Source organism: Weissella minor, assembly GCF_001437425.1.
Taxonomy (GTDB): domain Bacteria; phylum Bacillota; class Bacilli; order Lactobacillales; family Lactobacillaceae; genus Weissella; species Weissella minor.
Map to the genome: position 1 here is coordinate 27896 of NZ_JQCD01000029.1, position 18833 is coordinate 46728.

Below are 18833 nucleotides of genomic sequence, written 5' to 3' on the forward strand. Positions count from 1 at the left end.
GATATTTGAAGATCAAGATTTTAATGTCTTTAATGATGAGACTTTAGAAGGGCGAATGACGTTAATTCGCACCGACTTAGACCCGAAATTTGAAAAGTTTGCGACAGCTGCTTTGCCGGTCTTAAATGAAAATGGGCAAGTCTGGTATGCGCATGTTGCCAAACATTTACGGCGCACCGTGTATCCGCCTGAAAATACATGGGTGGCTTTTGCGCCGAACAAGCGTGGCTATAAAATGATGCCACATTTTGAACTGGGATTCTGGGATGACCATCTGTATTTGTATCTCAGCTTTTTAGAAAATTTGAAAAAAGATGCGGCAACACAGGCGACATGGACCGAGCAACTCCAAGCCCATCGAGCTGATTTTGAGGCGCTACCAAGTGATTTTGTGATAAGTCCTAATCATATGGAAAAAACAGTTGTTCCGCTTGATACCACTAATTTGAATGATACAATTAGTGCTTATGGTCAAAAAAAGCATACTGAATTTTCGGTTGGAATCACGATTGAACGTGGGGATGACCGCTTTGGGACTGATGCATTAGATGCGTTATTGTTAGATACAATTCGCACGTTATTACCCATTTATCAAAAATTTATTTAAGTCAACGGAGACGATTAGATGGTGAAATACCTCATATTAACGGAAAAGCCTTCGGCGGCTAAAAATTTTGCGAAAGCGTTAGGTGGAACAGCCGGTCACTTTGCTGACTTTGATTTTCGCATTATGAATTTACGAGGTCACCTGATGACATTTAAGGAACCCGAGGCGATGGTGGCGGAACCGTTGGTTAAGCAGTATAAATCCTGGAAATTAGTTGATATGCCTTGGAATTTGAAAGATTTGAGTTGGCAGCGAACGTATATTAAAACGCGAACCAAAGGTGCGACCAACAAGCAATTATTGGATCAAATTAAAGCTGAATTACAGACAGGCTATGATGGCATTGTCATTGCAACCGATAATGATCCTTCAGGTGAAGGTGACCTGTTAGCGTTTGAGGCAATTGATGCGATGCGTTGGCAAGGGCAGGTGTTACGCGCTAATTTTATGGATGAAACGCCACCTGCTATCCAGCAGGCCATGCGCCAACTGCTGGTGATTCCAGATAAGTGGGAATTTGGGCCTTATTTAAAAGGTGAAAGTCGAAGTCGGTGGGATTTTGCATCGATGCAACTCACCCGAATTGCGACCACTCTGGCTAAAGGTGCCGGCTACTCGGTTGTTGCACGTGAAGGCCGTTTGAAATCAGTGATTATCTGGAAAATTTATGAACAATGGCAAAAAATTAAGGCCTATGTGCCAGTGCCTTATTTTGAGGTGAAGTTTAAAGACCCAGCTGGGCATATTTTTGCCCGCGCTGTTGATAAAAAAGCAACGGAGATTGCGTGGCGTTTTAAGGATAAGCAAGCTGGCGTGCAAGACTTAACCCATTATCATGAAAGTCCAGTGACGAATGAGCAGCATGCAACGAAGCGACAGGCACCCCCTAAATTGTTGGACTTAGCTGGATTAGCAGCTTTATTGGCACCGTCAGGTTTGTCGCCAAAACAAGTGTTAAGTACTTATCAAAAGCTATATGAAGCGCAATATGTCTCTTATCCGCGAACGGAAGATCGCAATGTGACATTTGAGCAATTTAATGAATTATTACCAATGGTTGACCAAATTGCGCAATTGGTTGGGGTTGATACGCGCTTATTAACGCATCGTCAAGCCCGTTCAACGCATGTTAAAAACCAAGGTAGCCACGGTGCAAACCGACCTGGAACTAAAGTGCCAAGCGATTTAGGCCAGTTAGATAAATATGGGCAAGGGGCTCGTCAAATTTATACCGTGCTTGCAAAGAATTATTTAGCCATGTTAGCGGAAGATTACATCTATGACCATGTGACCGCAGAATTGCAGGATTACCCAGCTTTTAAAACAGCTTTTAATGTACCGATTAAGTTGAATTTCAAAGCAGTTTTTAATCCTGATTCAGATGATGCAACGGTGGAAAAGGCGGGGGCTTTAGGTCCGACAGCTAAACCGAATTTAGCTGAAGGGACAAATCCAAAACCGCAAACACCGACAACAAAATGGATTATGGCCTATTTGGAAAAGCAAAATGTGGGAACTGGGGCGACGCGGGTCTCGACCTTGTCAGAAATGAGTCAAGGGTCTAAAAGCATGTTAAATGAAAGTAAAGGTAAGTTGACGCCAACACAGACGGGTGAAATATCCGCCATTATGGTTGAAAATACGTGGATTGCATCCCCTAAAATTACCAAACGTTTGTTTGCCATGATGGACGAAGTGGCCGCATTTCAAATGCCAATGTCCCAGCTATTACATTCCGTTACGCAAGTGATTGAGCATGATATGCCGCAAATGACGGAGAATGTGCAACAATTATCGGCAAGGTTAGGTCCGCCTCCCAAAAAACGTAAAGTAAAGGCGAAGCCTAAAGCGGAGCAAGTCACTGGTGTTTATAAAGGTGAGGAGATTCATTTTGCAAAAACATGGGGTAATCATACTTTTACTGACCAAGAAATTAGTGACCTGTTAGCTGGTAAAACCATTACCTTTGAAACGACGACCAAACAAAAGAAACCTTTTACTGCAAAAGGGCAGTTAGGTAAGCGGACGTATCGAGGCAATCAGTATATTGGCTTTAAATTAATAAAGTGAGGGAAATAATGTTAATACAACAAGTACGGATTGAGAATGCTGAGCAGTTGCAAGATATTCTGGTTGAAGATGGTTTGATTAAAGCGATTGCGGACCATATTGACGTACCTGAAACAGAAACGGTGATTGATGCAAACGGCAAGGTGGCGATTCCGCCTTTTGTCGATCCACATGTGCATTTAGATTCAACGATGACGGCTGGTGACCCAGAATGGAATGAAAGTGGCACGTTATTTGATGGCATTCGTATTTGGTCTGAACGTAAGCAAAAGCTTAGCTATGAAGATGTTCATGACCGCGCGATTGCAGCCTTAAAGTTGCAGGCAGCGCACGGATTGCAATTTGTACGGTCACACGTTGATGTGACGGATCCTGATTTAACGGCCTTAAAAGCACTGATTGATGTGCGCGAAGAAGTGGCGCCTTGGATGACGCTCCAACTGGTTGCCTTTCCCCAAGAGGGTATCTTGTCATTCCCAAATGGGAAAGAGCTGATGGAAGAAGCTGCTAAATTAGGAGTTGATGCGTTAGGCGCGATTCCGCACTTTGAATTTACGCGTGAATATGGGTCTGAATCAATTCGCTTTGTCGGTGATTTAGCACAGAAGTATGGTTTAATGATTGACGCACACTGTGACGAAATTGATGACCCGGCAGCTCGAGGATTGGAAACATTAGCGACAGTTGCATATGAAACTGGATTGAAAGAGCGTGTGACGGCTTCACACACCACGGTCATGGGTGCTTATAATGATGCTTATATGTATAAATTAATGCGTTTATTGCAGATGGCTGATTTAAATTTTGTATCAAATCCACTGATTAATATGTATTTGGGTGGTCGTTTTGATACTTATCCTAAACGTCGTGGCTTAACTCGTGTTAAAGAATTGGATGCCGCTGGTTTAAATGTTGCCTTTGGTGAGGATGATATTAAGGATCCATGGTATCCCATGGGAAATGGTAATATGGTTGATGTGCTACATTTGGGGCTACATGCCACACAAATTATGGGCTATAGTGACATTATGCAATCATATCGTTTCATCACACATAATGGTGCGCGCGTTTTGCAAGTTCAAGATGCATATGGGATTGAAGTTGGTAAGCCAGCTAATTTCTTGATTTTTAACGCGGATAACTGGTTTAATGCCTTAAATGAGCGGGCTGAGATGTTATATTCAATCCGAAATGGTGCGGTTTTAATTGAGAATAAGCCTGTGCAAACACTAATGCATTTTGATATAAATTAAATTGCGTTGACAATTTATTAGTTTTTGTAACTTTATTTCTGAAAACGCTTGCACAAGTTGTTTTCATCTGGTAGAATTGCTTTTTGATAAAGTAAACAATTAAATGTTTTTCAAGGAGATAAGATTATGGCAATGTTAATTGCATTGATCCCGGCTTTGGCTTGGGGGTCTGTTGGTATTGTAACCACTAAGATGGGTGGAACGGCCGCACAAGGAACATTAGGAATGACTTTGGGAGCTTTGATTTTCGGGCTTTCAACTTTGTTCTTCTACGTGATGCCAGCCGCTGGAGCAGATTATGCGTTGAATCCACGTATTTGGATTGTTGGAGCAGTTTCAGGTCTATTCTGGGCTGTTGGAACGGCTGGGCAATTCGTAGCCTTTAAGAAATTGGGTGTGTCAGTTGGTAACCCACTTTCAACGGCCAGTCAAATTGCGTTGAACGCCTTGATGGCCGCTTCCGTTTTGGGAGAATGGACAACTGGTAAGATGTGGATCTTTGGTTTGCTAGCCATCGTCGCTGTTGTTACTGGTGCGGTCTTGACTTCATTGCCAGACCCAGATTCACAAATTGCGCCAAATCCAGAACATGATGCCAAGGGTGGTTATATTGCCCTAACACTTTCATCATTAGGATTTATGATGTACTTTGTGTTCCCGAACTTGTTGAACAAGATTGGCTTCATTTCAGATGCACTTCACAGTGCACCTGATGGTTCAGGATTGCACTATATGACAGCGATTGTGGGACCACAATCAATTGGTCAAGTTGTGGGTGCTTTAATCATCGTTATGTTCATCATGCATGAAGGTAAGACGATGTGGCAACCAGCAACATTCCGTAATATCCTAACTGGTTTGATTTGGGGTGTTGGTAATATTGCAATGTTCATTTCAGCTGCAAATCCAGAAATTGGTCAAGCAACTGCCGCAACATTGTCACAACTTGGAATTATCGTTGGAACATTTGGTGGAATCTACATCTTGCATGAGAAGAAGACTTCTCGCCAGATGAAGTACATCATCTTAGGGACTGTCTTAGTTGTTATCGGGGCCGTTATTATTTCAAACTTAGGTAATTTTGCATAATTAATCGATAAAACCTGCGCCAATTTTGGCGCAGGTTTTTTATTTTTTTATAAAAAAAATTATAGAAACCGTTTTCATTGACGGTTGAATATGCTATAATCGGTATATACCAATTAAAGTTTATTCAATAAAGGAGTGCAAAGCTATTATGACAACATTGAAATTTGACACATCTAAGTTATCTTCATTCGTAAATGATGAGGAATTGGACTTAATTCAACCAATGGTAAATACCGCAGATTCATTATTGCGTGAAGGTACTGGGGCTGGATCTGATTATCTTGGATGGCTAGATTTGCCAGTTGACTATGATAAGGAAGAATTTGATCGCATTAAGACGGCTGCTAAGAAGATTCAAAGTGATTCACAAGTACTCGTTGTAATCGGAATTGGTGGATCATATCTAGGTGCGCGTGCGGTTAATGACTTTTTGAGTGATTATTTTGAAAACGCCTATGCTGCAGCTGATCGTGAAATGCCACAAGTTGTTTTTGCGGGTAACTCAATTTCACCACAATACGTTAACTCATTGATTAAGTTGATTGGTGATCGTGATTTCTCAGTTAACGTCATTTCAAAGTCTGGTACAACAACAGAACCAGCTATTGCATTCCGTGTCTTCAAGGAAATGCTAGAAAAGAAGTATGGTGAAGAAGGTGCCCGTGAACGTATCTACGCCACAACTGATGCACACAAGGGTGCTTTGAAGCAAACTGCTGATACTGAAGGTTATGAAGAATTTGTTGTGCCTGATAGTGTTGGGGGCCGTTTCTCAGTTTTGACAGCTGTTGGTTTGTTGCCAATTGCTGCTGCTGGTCATGATATTGATCAATTGATGGCTGGAGCTGCGCAAGCACGTGCAGATTATACTGACACAGATGTTAAAAAGAATGACGCCTATGCTTATGCTGCTTACCGTAACATTTTGTACCGTAAGGGTTACACAACAGAATTGTTGGTAAACTACGAACCAACATTGGCACAATTTGGTGAATGGTGGAAGCAATTGCAAGGTGAGTCAGAAGGTAAAGATGGCAAGGGAATCTTCCCCGCATCAGGAAACTTCTCAACTGATTTGCATTCATTTGGTCAATTCATTCAAGATGGTCGTCGTAACTTGTTTGAGACGCTTATTCGTGTGGACGAGCCTGCTTCAGATGTTCAAATTCCTGTTTCAGAAGCAGATGATGGCTTAGGATACCTTGAAGGTCAAACAATGTCATTTGTTAATAAGACTGCTTCAGATGGAACTTTGTTGGCTCACGTTGATGGTGGTGTGCCAAACATGGTTGTTGAACTTGATAAGCAAAATGAATTTGCACTTGGTTACATGATTTACTTCTTCGAATTGGCTGTTGGTATTTCAGGTTACTTGAATGGGATTAACCCATTTAACCAACCAGGTGTTGAAGCATACAAGTCAAACATGTTTGCCTTGTTAGGTAAGCCTGGATATGAAGAAAAGACTGCTGAATTACGTGCACGTTTGTAATCAGCGCTTGCATTAAGATAATGAAAAAAGCCCATTCCATTGGAGTGGGCTTTTATGCCCCAAATAAAAAAACAAACGCGAGTGTTTCAACTAAGCGTAAGTTATGGTAATATTAATCGAAAGATAAAATTTTAGGAGAACTCAATCATGGCAACTATTGGTATGAATGACTTGAAGACTGGTTTGACAATTTTGTACAACCAATCAATCTGGCGTGTGTTGGAATTCCAACACGTTAAGCCTGGTAAGGGTGCAGCCTTTGTGCGCTCAAAGTTGAAGAACTTGCGTAGCGGAGCAGTTAACGAAGTGACTTTCCGTCCTGGAGATAAGTTCGAAACTGCAAACATCGTTTCAGCTGACATGCAATATTTGTATGCTGAAGGTGACTCATATGTCTTCATGGATACTGAAACATATGACCAAATTTCAATTCCTGGCGACAAGATTCAAGATGCTTTGAAGTTCTTGCTTGAGAATATGACTGTTCGTGTGACAACATACGATGGTGAAATTTTGGATGTTGAAGTACCAAAGACTGTTGAATTAACAGTTACTGAAACACAACCAGGAATTAAGGGTGCAACTGCCAATGGTGGTGGTAAGCCAGCTACAATGGAAACAGGTCTTGTAATTACAGTACCTGATTTCATTAACGTTGATGACAAGTTGATTATTAACACTGACAACGGTGGATCATACTCATCACGTGCTTAATACTTATTAAGTCATTAATTTAGTGCCGACCGGCCGCCGGCCGGCACTTTTATGTTAAAGGAGGGACAATTCATGGCAGCAGAAGAAACCATTGTATTAGACCAACCGACGGGATCAGCCGGAACAACACGTGTTAATGTACGTGTGATTGATATTATTGCGGCGCTAGCAGCCCAAGAAGTTGAAGGGGTTGCTAGCTTGCGTGGTTCAATTTCAGATCGTGCACAAGAAGCCTTTGGTTTTATGGTACGCGGTAAAGGTGTTGAAATTGTACAAACTGAAACAGGCTTGACGATTGATGTGTACATTTATGTGAATTATGGTGTAAGTGTGCCTAAGTTAGCTGTACAAGTGCAAGAACGTATCATGATGCAAATTGCCGCAATGACAGAATTGACTGTTAATACTGTTAATGTGCATGTTGAGGGTATGATTTCTCCAAAGACAGCAACAACGATTGATCCAAATAATTTATTTGGTGAAGAAGAAACCGTGGAGGATGCTCAGTAGCATGACGACATTGAATCGACATCAAGCACGACAAGTCGCATTTCAGACTTTGTATAGTCTTGAGATGAATTTAGATGCCAATATAGAAGCGGTCGTAAGACAAGTATTGGCCGGCGATCCTGAAATAGAAATTTCAGATACGCTTCCACAAGACGTTTTAGATTTGGTATCAGCAGTAAATGATCATAAAAATGAATTAGACCTTGAGCTATCACAATATTTAGCTGCTGGCTGGACAATTGATCGTTTGAGTAAGGTTGATTTGACATTATTGCGCTTAGCTTTATATGAAGCTAAGTCAACTGATACACCTAAGAATGTCGCAATTAACGAGGCATTACAACTAGCACACGACTTTACGGGGGATGATTCTCGTAAGTTTATTAATGCGGTTCTAAATAAAGCCTTGACTCAAGACAATTAATTCACTATAATGAATCATTGTTAAGAAATAAAGTAACAGCAACCCGCTGTTCACCTTGATGAGCTAATCTTGTCAGGTAAATCATTTATAACTATTTTAGTTTTGATGTTGATGGCGGGTTATCGTGTGCAAATACGATAAGCCGCTTTTACTATGTAGTTATTTCAAGCCAAGTTTTAACGGAGGTAAAGGACCATAGCAAACGCACGTCAACCACAACAACAAAAAGATTTGATTAATGATCGCATTCGCGCACACGAAGTTCGTTTGATTACGGATGACGGTGACCAAGGAGTTATCCCTACTAGTGATGCCCAAAAGATGGCAGATGATGCCGAATTGGACTTGGTACTAGTACAGGCAACTGCAAAGCCACCTGTTGCCAAGATCATGGATTACGGTAAGTTCAAGTTTGATGCTCAAAAGAAGCAACGTGAACAACGTAAGAATCAAAAGACTGTTAGTGTGAAAGAGATTCGCTTAAGTCCAACAATTGATGACAACGACTTTAATACCAAGAAAAAGGCCGCAATCCGGTTCTTAGAAAAGGGAAATAAAGTTAAAGTTTCAATTCGTTTCCGTGGGCGTGCTATCACGCACAAGGAAATTGGACGTGAAGTAATGAACCGACTTGCTGACGAATTGCAAGATGTTGCAAAAGTCGAAGCAAGAGCAAAGATGGAAGGGCGCAGCATGTCTATGGTGCTTGCTCCCAAAGAAACTAAGTAATTAAAATCAGTTTGGAGGAATTTTACGATGCCTAAGTATAAGACACACCGCGCTTCAGCAAAGCGTTTTAAGAAGACTGCAAATGGTGGTTTAAAGGGTGCAAACGCCTTTACATCACACCGTTTCCACGGTAAGACAAAGAAGCAACGTCGTCAATTGCGTGGAACTTCAATGATGAACCACACAACTTTGAAGAACTACGTTCACATGATGGGTCGCTAATCTGTCATTTTTAAAGTTACAAACGAAATTATTTAATATTTAAAAAATACTGGAGGAAATTATCCATGCGAGTTAAAGGTGGAACAGTTACGCGCGCACGCCGTAAGAAAATGATCAAATTGGCCAAGGGTTACCGTGGTCAACGTCACATTAATTATAAGGTTGCTAAGGAACGTGTCTGGAAGAGCTGGACATACGCATTCCGTGATCGTAAGCAAACAAAGCGTAACTTCCGTAAGCTATGGATTGCACGTATTAACGCTGCTGCACGTATCAACGGATTGTCATACTCAAACTTCATGCACGGTTTGTCATTGATGGGAACAACTGTTAACCGTAAGATGCTTGCTGACTTAGCTATTACTGACCCTGAAGCATTCGCTGCTTTGGTTGTTGAAGCTAAGAAGGCTTTGGAAGCTGACGGAAAGCATGTTGCTTCAAAGACACCTGCTACAACTGAAAAGACTGTTACTATCAACGCTGCTGCACCTAAGGCTGACAAGTCAGCTTCAGCTGCAAAGCCAACTGATAAGAACACTGTTGCAGAAATCAAGGAATACTTGACTGCTAACAACATTGACTTCCAAGCTTCAGCTAAGAAGGCTGAATTGTTGGACTTAGTTTAATGAATACAAAAGATTTATAAGCCGTCTGGCTTGTAAGTCTTTTTATTTTACCCAAAGGGTGCAAACTAGCCAACTGAGTGTCAGTGCAGGCACAAATGGGGCACGCCTAGTGCGATAATACGTCGCTTGCAGCAGTAGTTGAATGAAGCATGCACCATTTAGCCAATAGATCCAATGCGTTGCTGAGAGCAATAATGAGCCGCAAGCTAAAACATCTAAATCTCCATGACCAATCCATTTTTCTTTATTTAATTGATTAAGCAATAGTAACCCGAGATAACAACCGAGATTGAACCATGGCGTATCTGGGTTCATGGCAAATGAATACAGCCAAAAGGGAATTAAAAGCAAGCTGTTAATAAAATATTGGCGAAAATCTTGGATTGATAAGAAAAAAAGTATTATTGTGAAAAGAAATTGTGGCAACATATGCGTCATGACTAAACCTCCATGGAGAATAAAGACGTTTAGAACAACGAAAATTACACTTTTGACACGCCCGGTATTGTTTGCAAAATGAATGGCTATAGACGGGGAATTAATTTGCAAAAAAGACTTGCACGATGAAATGATTAATGGTATATTATTCATTGTGCTTTTAGTGAGCAAGGGTGTTTACGTGTTCGACGTGACGTGCTGAACTCTTAAACGAAAAGTACTATTTCAAATGTTACTGGATGTATTTAAGCGATACGCCTGGTAATGTGGACTAGACACTATAAAGAATTAAATTGAAAGGGGACTCTAGGACATGCCTACTATTAACCAATTGGTTCGTAAGTCTCGTAAGTCACAGAGCACGAAGTCAAAGTCACCAGCTTTGAACTTCGGTTATAATTCACAATTAAAGAAGGCCACTCGTGTTTCTTCTCCACAAAAGCGTGGGGTTGCAACTCGTGTTGGAACAATGACACCTAAGAAGCCTAATTCAGCTTTGCGTAAGTATGCACGTGTGCGTCTATCAAACTTGATCGAAGTTACTGCATATATTCCAGGTATCGGACACAACCTACAAGAACACTCAGTTGTTTTGATTCGTGGAGGTCGTGTTAAGGACTTGCCTGGGGTACGTTACCACATCGTTCGTGGTGCGCTAGACACTGCCGGAGTTGAAGGACGTATGACGTCACGTTCTAAGTATGGAACTAAGCGTCCAAAGAAGTAGGGGAGGACATAAATAATGCCACGTAAGAGTTATACTAAACAGGCTGAAGTTTTGCCTGATCCAATTTATAATTCAAAGCTAGTATCACGTTTGATCAACCGTTTGATGATTGATGGTAAGCGTGGAACAGCTTCAACAATTTTGTACGATGCTTTTGATCGTATTAAGCAAGAAACTGGTGAAGAACCTTTGACTGTATTCGAAGAGGCTATGAACAACATCATGCCTGTTTTGGAAGTTAAGGCTCGTCGTATCGGTGGATCTAACTACCAAGTTCCTATCGAAGTTCGTCCAGAACGTCGTGTAACGCTTGGTCTTCGTTGGTTGGTGCAATACGCCCGTTCTCGTGGTGAGCACACAATGGACGAACGTCTTGCTAAGGAAATTATGGATGCTGCTAACAACACTGGAGCATCTGTTAAAAAGCGTGAAGACACGCACAAGATGGCTGAAGCCAACCGTGCCTTTGCACATTACCGTTGGTAATATTACAAAATTTGGCTACAGCCTTATATCGGCTATGGCCATTTTTGTGTATTTTGCGGTATAATGAAAGACAGACAGATTTCGCAAGTTAATTGCGTTGTCGTTAAATTTTAAGGAGATTTTGTACTCATGGCTAACAAGCGTGAATTCCCTCTTAACCGTACACGTAATATCGGTATCATGGCCCACATCGATGCTGGTAAGACAACTACGACTGAGCGTATTTTGTATTACACAGGTAAGATTCATAAGATTGGTGAAACACACGATGGTGCTTCACAAATGGACTTCATGGATCAAGAAAAAGAACGTGGAATTACGATCCAATCAGCTGCTACAACAGCTGTTTGGCATGGTTTCTTCGAACAATATAAGAATGATCCATTCCGTATTAACATCATTGACACACCAGGTCACGTGGACTTCACAATCGAAGTTGAACGTTCATTGCGTGTGCTTGATGGTGCCGTAGCTGTTTTGGACGGTTCAGCCGGTGTTGAACCACAAACTGAAACTGTTTGGCGTCAGGCTGAAACATATGATGTTCCTCGTATCGTCTTCGTTAACAAGATGGACAAGATGGGTGCTGACTTCGGTATGTCAGTTGACTCATTGAAGGAACGTTTGGATGCAAACGCTAAGGCTGTTCAATGGCCAATCGGTGCTGAAGATGACTTTGCTGGTTTGATTGACTTGATTACCAAGGAAGCTTGGTTCCCAACAACTGAACTTGGTGAAGAATGGGAAGTTCGCGACATGCCTGCTGACTACGTTGACCTTGTTGAAGAAAAGTACAACGAATTGGTTGAAGCCATTGCTGATGTTGATGACGAAATCATGGAAAAGTACTTGGGCGGAGAAGAAATTTCAGCTGACGAATTGAAGGCTGCTATCCGTCGTGCAACTTTGAACTTGGAATTCTACCCTGTATTTGCTGGATCAGCTTATAAGGATAAGGGTGTCCAAATGGTATTGGACGGTGTTGTTGACTACCTACCATCACCTTTGGAAGTTAAGCCATATGTTGCTAACGACCCAGATTCTGGTGAAGAAATTGACTTGATTGCTAATGACGATGATCCATTCGCCGCTTTGGCCTTTAAGGTTATGACTGACCCATTCGTTGGACGTTTGACTTTCCTACGTGTTTACACAGGTAGTTTGGAATCAGGTTCATACGTAATGAACACAAGTCGTGGAAAGCGTGAACGTGTTGGTCGTTTGCTACAAATGCACGCAACTAGCCGTACTGAAATTCCTGAAGTGTTCTCAGGTGACATTGCTGCTGCCATCGGTTTGAAGGCAACAACAACTGGTGACTCATTGACTTCACCAGATCGTCAATTGATCCTTGAATCAATGGAATTCCCTGACCCAGTTATCCAATTGGCTATCGAACCAGCTACAAAGGCTGACCAAGACAAGATGTCTACAGCTTTGCAAAAGTTGGCTGAAGAAGACCCTTCATTCCGTGCCGAAACAAACGAAGAAACAGGTGACACTTTGATCTCAGGAATGGGAGAACTTCACTTGGATATCATCGTTGACCGTTTGAAGCGTGAATTCAGCGTTGAAGCTAACGTTGGTGCACCTCAAGTTGCTTACCGTGAAGCCTTCACTAAGGACGTTCAAGCCCGTGGATTCTTCAAGCGCCAATCTGGTGGTAAGGGACAATATGGTGATGTTTGGATTGAATTCTCACCTAACGAAGAAGGAGCAGGATTCGAATTCGAAGACGCTATCGTTGGTGGAGCCGTTCCTCGTGAATACATTCCTTCAGTTGAAGCTGGATTGCGTGATTCAATGAACAACGGTCCAATTGCCGGATTCCCATTGGTTGATTTGAAGGCTAAGTTGTATGATGGATCATACCACGATGTCGACTCATCTGAAGCTGCCTTTAAGATTGCTGCTTCATTAGCTTTGCGTGAAGCTGCTAAGACTGCTGGAGCTGTTATCTTGGAGCCAATCATGCGTGTTGATATCGTTGTGCCAGAAGACAACTTAGGTGATGTTATGGGACACGTTTCAGCTCGTCGTGGAATGCTTGAAGGACAAGAACAACGTGGAAACTCAATGATTATCCACGCCAAGGTTCCATTGTCAGAAATGTTTGGATATGCAACTACTTTGCGTTCATCAACGCAAGGTCGTGGTACTTTTCAAATGCAATTCGATCACTATGAAGCTGTTCCTAAGAACGTTCAAGAAGAGATCGTTAAGAAGTATGGTAAGCACGAAGAAGCTTAATCAACGTGTTTGATTAATTTCTGTGGCTACCACATAAAAGACCACCGTTCAGGTAAACTGAACGGTGGTCTTTTTTATATATTTAAAATACATGCATAATAATTTTTTCTTTTTAAATAAAATAAAGCTTAATGTAACGTGAATGAAATATTAAAACGTTTTAACAAAATTTAGTTAGTTTGGTGCTATTTCAGTTAGCAAGATACACGTTGAATTGCCATTTACTCTTTTATGATTAAAATGAAATTATGTTTATACATAGAGTATACATTGAATTCGAACTTGAGATTTAATTGGTATACATGTTATAAATTGAAAATGAGTTATTTCTAATGAAACGGCATTGAAACTAATGTAATTTAAATGAAACTTTTCTTTTTATTTGGGTGAATGTCTGATATTATAATGACTATCTAGATTAAAACCAGACAATATTTTTTTAATTGCGGTGGAGGTTTAACAGTTACAACTACATTTAAAAAATTGGAGATACATACCATGAATTCAAAAATGCATTATAAGATGTACAAATCAGGTAAGAACTGGGTATTTGCCGGTGTTATCGGTTTGACAATGGGGACTGGCGTGACACTAACGACAGTCACGGAAGCATCAGCTGATGAAAAAAACATACGAGCACATTAAGTACTGAAGACGATGAAGATGCACCACGTAATTCTAATGAAGTACGTTTGGATGCGTCTGAAACTAAGGCGAGTTCTGTGTCTGAAGAGGCAAAGCTTATTTCTGATGCCCAAAATTCTGAAGAGGCCGTAGTGGCTGAAGCATCTACTGAAACGACTACAGACGTTGAATCATCAGAAGCAAATGACAAAAGCGTTGAAAAAAGTGAACAGGTTTCTGAAGATACAACTCCTGAGAATCAACAAGTAGATTCTGAACAAGATGCTAAGAACACAGAAACACAAACTGAGAATAAGTCAAAGGATGCAGAAGTTCAAACTGATGCAGAAGTTGACAATGCAGATGAAAAATCTGAAGTAGCAGATACAACAGATGTAAAGTCTGATGACAATAAAACTGAAGTGCAAGCAACAGATGCTGTTACACAGCCTGAAGCGAAAACAAATCAAGCAAAGAAAACGGCTCAAGCCGAGGCAAAAGAAGCTGCAACAACGACACCTGAACCGCCATTCAAGCCAACTGGCGCATATCAAAGCGGCGGATTTTTTACACGTACGCAGGAAGGTATGAAAAAGGAGCCACAAGATGTTGGATTTGATATGGCTGATACATCAAAGAAGAGCATTACATTAACCGCTCAAGCTGATTATCCATGGTCTATTACTGACATTGCTGGTTCATATAAATCTCGTTGGCGTCGATACAATAAAAGTACTGGTGTTTGGGAAGTTATTCCTAAAGAAACATCGGAGACACTAACGGTTACTCCAAATGACTTAGGGGATTATTACTATCAATATGAAAAATACTGGAATTCAATTACTGGTCGTGAAAGCCACCATGTGTACTCACGGGTTGTGACTGTTGAAGTATATGACAGCTCGTTGCTTTCTGAGGAAGAACGCGCGGCTAACCTCCAAAAGAAGCAAGATATTATCGATAATGTTCGTAATATGCAAGGATGGACGGTTGATGGAGAAACTTATCCTGGTTCCTCAGATGCACAAAAGCAGAATATTATTGATTATTTAGAGGATAACTACTTTACAGGAGATATGTTGGATAACATTTGGAAGAATGTTGAATTAGACAATAATAAGCAAGCGCTTGAAAATGCACAAATTGGAGTTTATGAAAAGGTTCAAGGCATTATAAAGGGTGAAAAAAATCAAGCACCATTTAAAGATCGAATTCAAAATGCCACAAGTCCTGAAGAGTTAGAACAAATTTTAGCTGATGCACGTGACACTGATACGGCACAGGCAAAAGAAGATGCCAATAAGAAGATTGATTTTGAATTGACGGATTTAACACCAGAGCAACAAACTGACTTTAAAAATCAAGTTGAAAAGTCACAAAGTGTTAAGGAAATTACGCAAATTGTAGATAATGCTGTCGCGCAAAATGAAGCTAACCGTCAAGCAAAAGAATTAGAGGCGCACAAGCAAAAAGCTAAGGATGAACTGGATAAGTTAACAGAATTAGTTGATGCGGGTGAAATCAATGACTTCAAGTCAAAAATTGATGCAGCTGAAGATATGGATGCTGTTAACAGTATTAGTGACGAAGCAGTTGCTCGTAATAATGAATTGGAATATCAAAAGAAGTTGCAAGAGGCTAAAAATGCGGGTCAAGCTGAAGTTGAACGACTCGGTTACTTGCCGGATGAAAGCAAGGCTGATTTCATTGAAAAAATTAAGGGTGCAACGACCATTGAAGAGGTCGATGCTTTAGTTAAGCAAGCTAATGAAAAAGATGACGAAACACGTAAAGAATTAGAACAATTCTTTGAACAGTTGAAGGAACGTACAACTGAAATCATTAACAAGTTGCAAGATCTCTCAGATGAAGAAAAGAATGGTTATATTGAACGCTTAGATGCCATTACTGATGCGACAGATGAAAATTTGCAAAATATGTTAGAAATTTTGAATGAAGCGCAATTACAAAATGAAGCTAACCGTGTGCAAAAAGCTCTGGAAGAAGCACAAGAACAAGCATATAAAGATATTGATGAATTAGACTATTTGTCAAATAAGCCTGAGTTAAAAGAACAAATTAAAAATGCACCTAATATGGATGCGGTTTTGCAAATTGTTGCCGATGCGAAGGTAGAAAACGAAAAGCTACGTCAAGCGAATGAATTGGAAAAGTTGAAGGAATCTTCAATTGCTGAAATTGATAAGTTAGAGAATTTGAGCCAAGCTGATAAAGATGCAGCCAAGCAAATTATCATGGACGCTACGGATGCTAAGACGATTAATGATAAAGTCACTGATATGAAGGCTCAAGACTCACTTATTTCTGGTGAAAAAATTAATGCTAATCGTCAAATTCTTGAATATGATAATATGACAGTGGCGCAACAAAATGAGTTTACGAAACGTATTCGTGAAGCAACATCTGTTGAAGATATCCAAAAGATTGTTGCTGAAGCGAAGACGTTAAATGATAGTCTTGAAAAGGAAGCCTTTGAGCGTTTGAAAGCTGAAACAATTGACTATGTTAATGGATTAGGCTTCATTGATAAGCGTGTGAAGGATTCAATTATTTCGGCAATTAAAAGAACGAAGACAAAAGATGAAGTCTTAGCACAAAAAAAGAAGGCTGATGATTCAAATCGTGCTGCCCGTGACAGTGCCCTTGATTTGGCGTTAGAAACAATTGATAACCTCTTGAACATTGATGATGATGCGAAGAATGCTTATAAAGAACGTGTTGAAACTGCAGAAACACTAGATGATTTACTGGACGTTCCCGTTGAAGCAGAGGAAGAAGATTATGCGATTTTAGATGCTAAGCGTGAAGAGGCATTAAAGGCCATTGACCAATTGAAAAATATTGGTAATAACTATCGTCAACAAATGATTGATGCGATTGATTCAGCGGATTTCACTGGAGATATTGATGATTTAATTGTAGAAGCACAGGCAGAAGATGCGCGTTTATTGGCAGAGAAAAAGGTTTCTGGTCAAGCTGAAATTACGGATATGCAATTCTTAACAGATGCACAAAAACAAGATTTCAATAATCGAATTATTGCCTCAGATACAATTGCAGAGATTGACGCAATCTTAGCTGAAGCGCGTGCTTTAAATGTGTTGCAAGAGCAACAACAAATTGCTAAAGACGGTATTGATCAATTAAAGAACTTGGATGCAGCTGAGAAGCAAGCAGCCAAAGATGCGGTTGATCAAGCAACTAATCAAGCTGGTGTTGATCAAGCAGTTACCGATGCGAATGCATTAGATGCTAAACATCTGCAAGATAAAAAGGCTGAGGGGAATCAAATTGTTGATGCCTTGAAGAACGTGGATGCTGAGTATAAACAATCAATTAAAAATCAGATTGATGCAGGTGACTTTGTTGGAGATATTGATGCGTTAATTTCTGAAGCACAAGCAGAAGACGCACGCATTTTGGCTGAAAAGAAAGATTCAGGCGAATTTGAAATTGAAAACTTGGATCATTTGACGGATGCACAAAAACATGACTTCAATGAACGTATTAATGCATCAGACAATATTGCTGAAATTGATGAGATTTTAGTTGAAGCACGTCAAAAGAATCAAGCGAATAAAGACCTGAAAGATGCTAAGGATGCAGCCAAAGAAGAAGTGAATGGCTTCCCAACTTTGGATGATGCAACTAAGGATGCCATCAAGGATGCATTAGACAAGGCAACGTCAGAAGAAGAAGTGCAAAACATCTTAGACAACGCGAAGGAACAAGAAAATCAAGCCGCCAAGGACTTGCAAGATGCTAAGGATGCAGCTAAAGAAGAAGTGAATGGCTTCCCAACTTTGGACGATGTAACTAAGGATGCCATCAAGGATGCATTAGACAAGGCAACGTCAGAAGAAGAAGTGCAAAACATCTTAGACAATGCGAAGGAACAAGAAAACCAAGCGGCAAAGGACTTGCAAGATGCCAAGGATGCAGCCAAAGAAGAAGTGAATGGCTTCCCAACTTTGGATGATGCAACTAAGGATGCCATCAAGGATGCATTAGACAAGGCAACGTCAGAAGAAGAAGTGCAAAACATCTTAGACAACGCGAAGGAACAAGAAAACCAAGCGGCTAAGGACTTACAAGATGCCAAGGATGCAGCCAAGGATGCGGTGGATCAGTTCCCAACTTTGGATGACGCAACGAAGGATGTCATTAAGGATGCGTTAGACAAGGCAACGTCAGAAGAAGAAGTGCAAAACATCTTAGACAATGCGAAGGAACAAGAAGACCAAGCGGCTAAGGAATTGCAAGATGCTAAGGACGCAGCGAAGGAAGTTGTGGACGGTCTAGATAATCTAGATGACGCAACGAAAGATGCCATCAAGGATGCCATTGATAAGGGCGCCGATCAAGACGTAATCGATCAAATTGTCGAAGACGCCAAGAAGGACGACCAAGCGGCTAAGGAATTGCAAGATGCCAAGGATGCAGCGAAGGAAGTTGTGGACGGTCTAGATAATCTAGATGATGCAACTAAGGATGTGATTAAGGACGCCATTGATAAGGGAGCCGACCAAAGCGAAATCGATCAAATTGTCG

The 18833-nt window shown here is 40.8% G+C and carries 17 protein-coding genes and 1 pseudogene; 17 read left to right on the forward strand and 1 reads right to left on the reverse strand.

Annotated features, from left to right (window positions below; all coding sequences use genetic code 11):
• The first annotated feature begins 1 nt into the window (after position 1).
• The 12 genes and pseudogenes from IV67_RS06575 to IV67_RS09625 all read left to right on the forward strand — a co-directional run bounded on the left by IV67_RS06575 (position 2) and on the right by IV67_RS09625 (position 9736).
• Positions 2-607 (forward strand): DUF1054 family protein, encoded by a 606-nt coding sequence (locus tag IV67_RS06575; RefSeq protein ID WP_057788359.1) that lies wholly within the window; start codon positions 2-4, stop codon positions 605-607.
• A gap of 18 nt (positions 608-625) precedes the next feature.
• Positions 626-2677 carry a DNA topoisomerase gene (locus tag IV67_RS06580; RefSeq protein ID WP_057788329.1) on the forward strand — a complete coding sequence of 684 codons (2052 nt, stop codon included), beginning with the start codon at positions 626-628 and terminating at the stop codon, positions 2675-2677.
• Between the two features lie 8 nt (positions 2678-2685).
• Complete coding sequence (gene codA, locus IV67_RS06585; protein ID WP_057788331.1) at positions 2686-3930, forward strand: cytosine deaminase; 1245 nt, start codon at positions 2686-2688, stop codon at positions 3928-3930.
• Between the two features lie 126 nt (positions 3931-4056).
• Positions 4057-5019: a GRP family sugar transporter gene (locus IV67_RS06590; RefSeq protein ID WP_057788333.1), complete on the forward strand. Its 963-nt coding sequence runs from the start codon at positions 4057-4059 to the stop codon at positions 5017-5019.
• A gap of 148 nt (positions 5020-5167) precedes the next feature.
• Positions 5168-6511 (forward strand): glucose-6-phosphate isomerase, encoded by a 1344-nt coding sequence (locus IV67_RS06595; RefSeq protein WP_057788335.1) that lies wholly within the window; start codon positions 5168-5170, stop codon positions 6509-6511.
• 147 nt (positions 6512-6658) lie between these two features.
• Positions 6659-7225 (forward strand): elongation factor P, encoded by a 567-nt coding sequence (gene efp / locus IV67_RS06600; RefSeq protein WP_057788337.1) that lies wholly within the window; start codon positions 6659-6661, stop codon positions 7223-7225.
• Positions 7226-7297: 72 nt separating this feature from the next.
• Positions 7298-7735 carry an Asp23/Gls24 family envelope stress response protein gene (locus IV67_RS06605; protein ID WP_057788339.1) on the forward strand — a complete coding sequence of 146 codons (438 nt, stop codon included), beginning with the start codon at positions 7298-7300 and terminating at the stop codon, positions 7733-7735.
• 1 nt (position 7736) lies between these two features.
• Positions 7737-8159 (forward strand): transcription antitermination factor NusB, encoded by a 423-nt coding sequence (gene nusB, locus IV67_RS06610; protein WP_057788341.1) that lies wholly within the window; start codon positions 7737-7739, stop codon positions 8157-8159.
• Positions 8160-8390: 231 nt separating this feature from the next.
• Entirely contained in the window at positions 8391-8888 is a 498-nt protein-coding gene (gene infC / locus IV67_RS06615) for a translation initiation factor IF-3 (RefSeq protein ID WP_057788343.1), read from the forward strand.
• 27 nt (positions 8889-8915) lie between these two features.
• Positions 8916-9110 carry a 50S ribosomal protein L35 gene (rpmI, locus tag IV67_RS06620; RefSeq protein ID WP_057788345.1) on the forward strand — a complete coding sequence of 65 codons (195 nt, stop codon included), beginning with the start codon at positions 8916-8918 and terminating at the stop codon, positions 9108-9110.
• Between the two features lie 65 nt (positions 9111-9175).
• Positions 9176-9589: pseudogene (rplT, locus tag IV67_RS09530) on the forward strand (50S ribosomal protein L20); the annotation flags it as partial.
• A 69-nt stretch (positions 9590-9658) separates the two neighbouring features.
• Positions 9659-9736, forward strand: a complete 78-nt coding sequence (locus IV67_RS09625) for a HeH/LEM domain-containing protein (protein WP_420031182.1) — start codon at positions 9659-9661, stop codon at positions 9734-9736.
• A gap of 42 nt (positions 9737-9778) precedes the next feature.
• Here IV67_RS09625 and IV67_RS06630 read toward each other — a convergent pair whose 3' ends face one another.
• Positions 9779-10174 (reverse strand): prepilin peptidase, encoded by a 396-nt coding sequence (locus IV67_RS06630; RefSeq protein WP_057788349.1) that lies wholly within the window; start codon positions 10172-10174, stop codon positions 9779-9781.
• 313 nt (positions 10175-10487) lie between these two features.
• Between IV67_RS06630 and rpsL the strand changes: the two genes are divergently transcribed.
• From rpsL to IV67_RS06650, 5 genes are all read left to right on the forward strand, one after another.
• Positions 10488-10901: a 30S ribosomal protein S12 gene (rpsL, locus tag IV67_RS06635; RefSeq protein ID WP_057788351.1), complete on the forward strand. Its 414-nt coding sequence runs from the start codon at positions 10488-10490 to the stop codon at positions 10899-10901.
• A gap of 15 nt (positions 10902-10916) precedes the next feature.
• On the forward strand, positions 10917-11387 hold the full coding sequence (rpsG, locus tag IV67_RS06640; protein ID WP_057746999.1) for a 30S ribosomal protein S7: 471 nt from the start codon (positions 10917-10919) through the stop codon (positions 11385-11387).
• 129 nt (positions 11388-11516) lie between these two features.
• Positions 11517-13637 (forward strand): elongation factor G, encoded by a 2121-nt coding sequence (gene fusA / locus IV67_RS06645; RefSeq protein ID WP_057788353.1) that lies wholly within the window; start codon positions 11517-11519, stop codon positions 13635-13637.
• Positions 13638-14135: 498 nt separating this feature from the next.
• Positions 14136-14282, forward strand: a complete 147-nt coding sequence (locus tag IV67_RS09145; protein ID WP_083486701.1) for a KxYKxGKxW signal peptide domain-containing protein — start codon at positions 14136-14138, stop codon at positions 14280-14282.
• A gap of 47 nt (positions 14283-14329) precedes the next feature.
• Positions 14330-18833 (forward strand): GA module-containing protein (locus IV67_RS06650; protein ID WP_162261081.1); only part of this gene is annotated, 4504 nt, incomplete at its 3' end.

Excerpts from the sequence above, each read along its gene's own strand:
- IV67_RS06580 (WP_057788329.1), top strand. The coding sequence starts at position 626 with ATGGTGAAATACCTCATATTAACGGAAAAGCCTTCGGCGGCTAAAAAT.
- codA (WP_057788331.1), top strand. The coding sequence starts at position 2,686 with ATGTTAATACAACAAGTACGGATTGAGAATGCTGAGCAGTTGCAAGAT.
- IV67_RS06590 (WP_057788333.1), top strand. The coding sequence starts at position 4,057 with ATGGCAATGTTAATTGCATTGATCCCGGCTTTGGCTTGGGGGTCTGTT.
- IV67_RS06595 (WP_057788335.1), top strand. The coding sequence starts at position 5,168 with ATGACAACATTGAAATTTGACACATCTAAGTTATCTTCATTCGTAAAT.
- efp (WP_057788337.1), top strand. The coding sequence starts at position 6,659 with ATGGCAACTATTGGTATGAATGACTTGAAGACTGGTTTGACAATTTTG.
- IV67_RS06605 (WP_057788339.1), top strand. The coding sequence starts at position 7,298 with ATGGCAGCAGAAGAAACCATTGTATTAGACCAACCGACGGGATCAGCC.
- nusB (WP_057788341.1), top strand. The coding sequence starts at position 7,737 with ATGACGACATTGAATCGACATCAAGCACGACAAGTCGCATTTCAGACT.
- rpmI (WP_057788345.1), top strand. The coding sequence starts at position 8,916 with ATGCCTAAGTATAAGACACACCGCGCTTCAGCAAAGCGTTTTAAGAAG.
- IV67_RS06630 (WP_057788349.1), bottom strand. The coding sequence starts at position 10,174 with ATGACGCATATGTTGCCACAATTTCTTTTCACAATAATACTTTTTTTC.
- rpsL (WP_057788351.1), top strand. The coding sequence starts at position 10,488 with ATGCCTACTATTAACCAATTGGTTCGTAAGTCTCGTAAGTCACAGAGC.
- rpsG (WP_057746999.1), top strand. The coding sequence starts at position 10,917 with ATGCCACGTAAGAGTTATACTAAACAGGCTGAAGTTTTGCCTGATCCA.
- fusA (WP_057788353.1), top strand. The coding sequence starts at position 11,517 with ATGGCTAACAAGCGTGAATTCCCTCTTAACCGTACACGTAATATCGGT.
- IV67_RS09145 (WP_083486701.1), top strand. The coding sequence starts at position 14,136 with ATGAATTCAAAAATGCATTATAAGATGTACAAATCAGGTAAGAACTGG.